The following is a 6,090-nucleotide window of genomic DNA, read 5'->3' as shown; positions in this document are numbered from 1 at the left end:
TTTACATTGCGTGAATGTAGAAAAAGTTTATGATTGGATTATAGTTCCTTTACAATTCACCACTTGTATAGAAATTCCTAAAGTCAAAAAAAGAGTCACAGATGAGTTTTGTGGAAATTTCACAATAGCTTCCAACGGACAGATCAACACTCTGTGGGAATCCACCCTTCCTGCCCCAGTTGCGGGATCCGTATCGCTATCTGTGGCTATTGGCAATATAAGTGATGTGATTATCCTTATTAATGGAACACCAATAGAAACAGGGAGCAGGGAACAGTTCACCCAATCATTTTCCTCATTGAGGAGTGTGGCGATTATAAACAAAAATCCTCTCCTACCTGTAAGAGGAAGGTATTGTCTCACGCTTCACTATGCTCTCTTTAGAGATCTAACAGAAGACTTATTGAATTGCCGGGAAGAGGGTTGTTACTTAGCTAATGAATGTGGAGAGTCTATTTCTTTTGAGGACGTCATCTGCAAAGAAATAGGTGATCGAAAAGATACTGAAATCATGCTGCCTAATGGAAAACGAACGGTATTACAAAAAATTCACTTATGTAAGCAGGGTTGTATAGGTTTGACTTACGATAAAGGGCGGCAATGTTGTGTTTTTCCTTTTTATAAAGTGGAACAACTTTTGCTATGTGCTCCTGAAGGCACTACCCTGCAATGCGAAGTCACCGATTTCTCGTGCCGCATCAGCTCAATTACAAATCTGGATAACTGTTGGCGCTTAGAAATTTCTATTGAAATTTGTCAAAGTATCCAGGTGACTGCCAATACCACATTGGAGATTAAGGGAATTAATTGTTCACCTCGTCCTGTGATTTCAGATATAGATTGTAATAAAATCCATTCCTAATAAGGGGGGAGGCTGCCATTGCCTATTCACCCCTTCTTGTTTATTCACTAAGAAAAATTCTGTATACTCGCAACTTTACATAGAGAGAGAGCTATAAAAGCATTGTTGTCCTGTAATTTTACAATACCCTCTCCTGTTTCTAAGATTTGCGTATTTGTTAAATTATTAAATGCGGATCCCAGGGCATCTACATCTGCTGTAGTAATCCCATTAAAAAAATCTCGTAATGGCCTCTCACAGCAATCGCACTTTCCTTCGCTTGAAAGAGGGGGTGGTAATAAGAGAACATTCCGTACTTGAGCATTTTGCACACCTACAACCAAGCATATAGGTAGAGCAATAGTATTAGCTCCTTGTCGGATAGTGACAATATAATCATTAACAGCTAATATGGTAGCACTTGGGTAAGTCCCTGAACTTGTATCTGTCGTACCGATCCTGACCACTCGGCCAATCAACTGCTCTAACACATATTGCATAGGTTCCACGCAGCAGTCGCAAATGCTGGAACTACTAGAGTCGGGACAGCATCCACAATCTCTGAAATCACACATTTCCACAACTTCCTTCTTTCTTAATATTTTGCTGAAGTAAACAGAACGTCATTTGATCAAACGTGATTATACTGGTGGTTCAAGTACATCGTAATGTAGACCGATACATTATTTTCATCCATAGATCACCGAAAGCAGAAGGGTTTGGTCTGAATAACAAAGATTATACACACTTATTGCATCCAACACGGTAATCGATCATGTAATTTAACGCGGTATCAGTAAAGTTTCCGCGGAACCGCCTCGCTTGGTGACGCGCACTTCTAATATGCTGTAACACCCTTGATCATAATAAACGCTTACGGTCATCTCTTTTTTATTCCTATTCTATTAGATGTTAGAAACATAAAGATTGCCTGGACTAATGTAGTGGTGATAGAGAGGTTTTCGTCCATTTTATACTACGGAGATTGTTCAAATAAAAAGAGCAGAAGACATAGCCTCTGCTTTTAAACTCCAGGCGGTTCCAATACATCATAATGGAGATCAATACAATACTTCTCTCGACAGACGGCTAGTTCATGAGGTACAAAAAACATCGACAGCTACTATGTTCTATATCGTTATAGTCCGTGTATTAAGGAGAGCTACAATCATATCTACAGACCACTACAGTTTCCCATAAATTTCTTCACCACTTCTTCACTCAATAGTATGGTAATGGGGAAGGTGTCCTGTTTTATCCGAAATTAACCGTCAACAGCCTTCGTATTTATTTAAAGTATTACAACAGAATAAAAAGTCCTTCGGGTTGGGATGATTGATAACCTTAAGGCTCTTTTTTTATGTCTTTTAACCTTAGTGATGAAGGCATTGTTAATGGGGCAATTTCTAGGAACTCCCACTTGTTGCTCGAATTGCCTTCAGTAGTCCATTCTCATAATCTTTCCTAAGTAGTTACCTGGTGAAGATTGTTTTAGGGTCGCGAATTCATGAAAGCATGGTCGCATTTCTGACTGGATATTGACTGGATGCTTATTATTTATACGTATATCCTATTTGACTTTATACTAATAATGTAAAGTTGGAATACCAATTATATAGTGTTTTTAACTCTTATCTTCTTTTATTTATTAAATACAGTGAATGGGGGGGCAAGATGTAAATAAGCAAGGTTTAGAAGTTAACTAAGTTAGTAATTCAAATTTTATTTACTGACTGTTATGAGAATGGGATGATTTTTGGATGATAACCAAATATTTTCTTTATAGGTGAAATATAAACCACGTTTAGTCGCGATGTCCTCTAAATAATCAGTCTCAAGGAACATTACATATGACAGTTTACCTGAAAAGATATTAGTAAGTATAAACAAGTAATATTCTACTAGTTCTTTATCTGAAAAGTTTTCATAGGGGGAGTTATTCCTTTCCATTTATATGCTCCTTTAGGTTGTTTAACCCAATGTACCATAAAAAATGCAGAAATATAAATGATAATGAAAATACACCCATAAATTTTAATGATTTATATAGTGAGAATTTTATTTATCCCCTATAAATTGAGTTAGAGGTTTTTTAGAAAGGATTAAATTTAAGAAGCACATACTAATCAAGAAACTCGGCATAACTATAAAACCCCAAATGGGGCAGATTTGGGGCAGAATTTTATTATTATTGCCCTATTTATATTTGAAGAGGTTGTAATTAATCCTAGCAGAAGTTGATTTAATAGGTTTTAACCAAACATCATTTACATGTATCACACGTACCCCAAAAGCCTTCTAAGCTGTATGTTGTTTAGTGACTGGTTTAAGGCGGTACTTTAGACTGGATATTGGTATTTTATTATTAATTCTGGAAAATCATTCAAGAGTTTATCCAAAGATTGCGGAACAGCTAACAATTGGGGGTGAGGACTTCGATATACATTCGATGCATCTCTTCTCAAAGGTTCTCAATTTTTCTTTCTAAATCTTTAATACAGATAATAACATCCCCACCAATAGTTCAATACCTTATTGAAGGGGCGTCCTTAATCTTGTCAATATATTAATAAGTATTACACAATACTTCTGCTGCATTTTCCGGTTACAATTCCGCACAGAATTCCCAAAACTTCATAGAATGTTAATACATAAATCTGGATTCAAAGAATCCCTAACCCCACTCTCGCTAAGTGGGGTTATTTTTTTAAGTTCTATTTCTACATATTTCCATGTTATCTGAGTTAATTGCAATTGATATAGACACAGTTTGAGAACTAGAGGAACCTCAAGACTTCTTTAACCCATAATTTGCTGACTTGGGAAAATAAACATGAAGGAAAAATTGTATATGTTCAATTAAAAGTGAGTGGAATTATTGTTGGATGGAAATTCTGTATTTAGATAGGAAATGGACGGCCATTAAAAGGAAAATGTAATACTCCAAATTCACCACAAGTTTATTCTTTGATAAAGAAAAATGATTTAATTATTTGAAATTCTTTCATTTGGTAACAAATATAAAAACCTCTCTACCGAGTCTTCAACAAACGAAGCAGGAGTGTTGAAGACTTAGCTGCAAGGTGAAATAAGGAAAAAGTTGGTTTACTCACTATGTTAGAAAGGGGCATACATTAAGGTACATCAGTACATTCTCCAATAAACGTAATCGGATTTATGTTGGCAGTGAATGGGGTGGAAAATGTATTGCCTTGGAAGTCGTTTGCGTTCACGGTCCATACAGCTAACCCTCCTGAAACCCCGCGAGTGATAGTTACTTAATAATTGGATTATTATGGACTGCAGGTTTGGTTTTCCAATACAAATCAAACCGTTAGTACCTGTACTCACTTTTGAAAGTGAGGCTAGAAAAGTCACAGTCTAATTAAAGCCTTTTTTGAAGCCCTTAAGGGTGTCCCCTGATACAGAAGTAATGGCTGTTGTCACTAGTTTAACTAGTCTAACTGTATAAAAATACCAAATGGGTAGAATCGCCTGTTCAAGTGAATGTACTATTTTTTTATTTAAACAGTTAAATGTGAGATTACTAATTTTAGACTATACTAATGCAACGCTAGTGACCAAAGTACATAATATCTTTTTAAATAGGTGAAAGATATAGTTTATACGTCCACTCCATTTAAATCTTTGCGCATTTAATATAAGGGGTTATAAAATAACCAAACTTATAAGGAGTGGTAATAGTGCCTAGATTGATAGCGCTAGATGATGGACATGGAATAGATACTCCTGGAAAACGAACACCTTTCATACCAGAAATCGGGATGTCAATTCATGAGAACGAATTTAACCGTGCGGTCGTCAATTTTTTGAAAATAGAACTCGAACGATGCGGCTTTGATACACTACTAGTGGCGCCTACAGACGTAGATACATCTCTACAACAGAGAACAGACTTAGCCAATAGTAGAAATGCCGATGCTTATATCTCTGTGCATTACAATGCTTTTGATGGAACATTTAGTGGAGAAGATGCTAGTGGTATAGAGATCTTTGTATATAATGGAGACTTAAATAATGAATCTGGGAAGTTGGCTAATGCGGTTGCTAAATATCTTCGAGAAGGCACTGTTCAAAATTTTCGTGGAGTAAAAGAAGAAAATTTCCATGTGCTAAGAGAAACCAATATGATCGCCATTTTAACCGAGAACGGCTTCATGGATAATAAAAGAGAAGCTCTGCTCATGATCGATAGGGCTTTTCAAATGGAAGTAGCCGTTGAACACGCGAAGGGGATCTGTGAATATTTTAACGTAGCTTACGTTCCAGCACCCGTTCCTGGTGGTACAGGATTTAACGATGTACCTAATGATCTATACTCGGCAACAGCCATTAAAAGAGCTAAGGATCTCGGTTTGCTTGATGGTTATCCTAATGGTAATTTTGGTCCTAATGATAGCTTGAAGCGTGGAGACTTTGCACTTGTGTTAATGAGATTATATGACTTGCTAAAGTAACTAAAATTAAAAATGGTTTTTAAAATATTTAAGCTATCTACGCCTTATCTTCAATTAAAGATAGGGCGTGGTTTATTAAAAATAGAAATAACAGTAACAGTAACAAAAATGTTTGTGAAAAAATTCTTTTTTTATGTAGAATTTTTGTTTTTAATTGGTTGGTATAAAACGGAAAAAAAGGTTTTGTTTTCTAATACTTATTAAACCGTCAAGGCCTGTACCTCGCTCTAAGTTTGGGGGCTTAATGTTGGTTTCCCTCACTTTACCAGTGTGAGGGTTTTTCTTTGCGCAGCTTTTCCAATTTGTTTAGTAAGCAATCCAGTTGTTGAGAAATAATTAAAACATCTAGAAAATCTACATTATTCATATAAGCGCAATACATCTTTTCTCTCGTTTCTTCAATTTGCTCTTCTAATCGCTTCTTATCGGACATTATACACCTCTCAAAATCTACAAAGAACTAATCTCCTATATAGGTTTAGATAAATTATACTATGTAGAATATTTTTGAAAATGGACATTTCATCCTCAGTTTCAATGGTCCAAAATGGAAATATGCTTAGTTGATATGTAGGTTTTTCAAATCCGCTGGAGCATAAGCTACGTATAAGGGGATTAAAACAGAGTTTATTTGTGGAGAAACATTTGAAACTCTAGAAGATTTGATTAAAGCTTTATTTGACGATGTCCATTGGTACAATAATATCTAAATTCATGCCCAATGGGTTATCATCTCTCAGTGGCTTATCGAAAAAAGTACCTAAGGTTCCT

5 protein-coding genes are annotated in these 6,090 nt (G+C 35.8%); 3 read left to right on the top strand and 2 right to left on the bottom strand.

Going from position 1 to position 6,090, the window contains the following annotated elements; all coding sequences use genetic code 11:
* The coding region (locus WAM07_RS16160; protein WP_422168447.1) for an S-Ena type endospore appendage at positions 1-862 on the top strand (862 nt) is incomplete at its 5' end.
* A 1,701-nt stretch (positions 863-2,563) separates the two neighbouring features.
* Here the strand turns inward: WAM07_RS16160 and WAM07_RS16155 are convergent.
* The gene (locus WAM07_RS16155; protein WP_422168446.1) at positions 2,564-2,791 is read right to left on the bottom strand and encodes a hypothetical protein; all 228 of its coding nucleotides are present in this window, start codon (positions 2,789-2,791) and stop codon (positions 2,564-2,566) included.
* A 1,754-nt stretch (positions 2,792-4,545) separates the two neighbouring features.
* On the opposite strand from WAM07_RS16155, the gene WAM07_RS16150 reads away from it, so the two are divergent.
* On the top strand, positions 4,546-5,319 hold the full coding sequence (locus tag WAM07_RS16150; protein WP_422168445.1) for an N-acetylmuramoyl-L-alanine amidase: 774 nt from the start codon (positions 4,546-4,548) through the stop codon (positions 5,317-5,319).
* Positions 5,320-5,581: 262 nt separating this feature from the next.
* On the opposite strand, the gene WAM07_RS16145 is transcribed toward WAM07_RS16150, so the two are convergent.
* Positions 5,582-5,752 carry a Spo0E family sporulation regulatory protein-aspartic acid phosphatase gene (locus WAM07_RS16145; RefSeq protein WP_422168444.1) on the bottom strand — a complete coding sequence of 57 codons (171 nt, stop codon included), beginning with the start codon at positions 5,750-5,752 and terminating at the stop codon, positions 5,582-5,584.
* A 181-nt stretch (positions 5,753-5,933) separates the two neighbouring features.
* Here WAM07_RS16145 and WAM07_RS16140 point away from each other — a divergent pair, with 181 nt between their 5' ends.
* On the top strand, positions 5,934-6,029 hold the full coding sequence (locus WAM07_RS16140) for an IS3 family transposase (RefSeq protein ID WP_087946132.1): 96 nt from the start codon (positions 5,934-5,936) through the stop codon (positions 6,027-6,029).
* Positions 6,030-6,090: the final 61 nt, after the last annotated feature.

The organism is Halobacillus sp. (assembly GCF_049282395.1).
Lineage (GTDB): Bacteria > Bacillota > Bacilli > Bacillales > Halobacillaceae > Halobacillus.
Note: the sequence above shows the minus strand (reverse complement) of the source record. Positions and strands in the feature narration are given on the sequence as shown.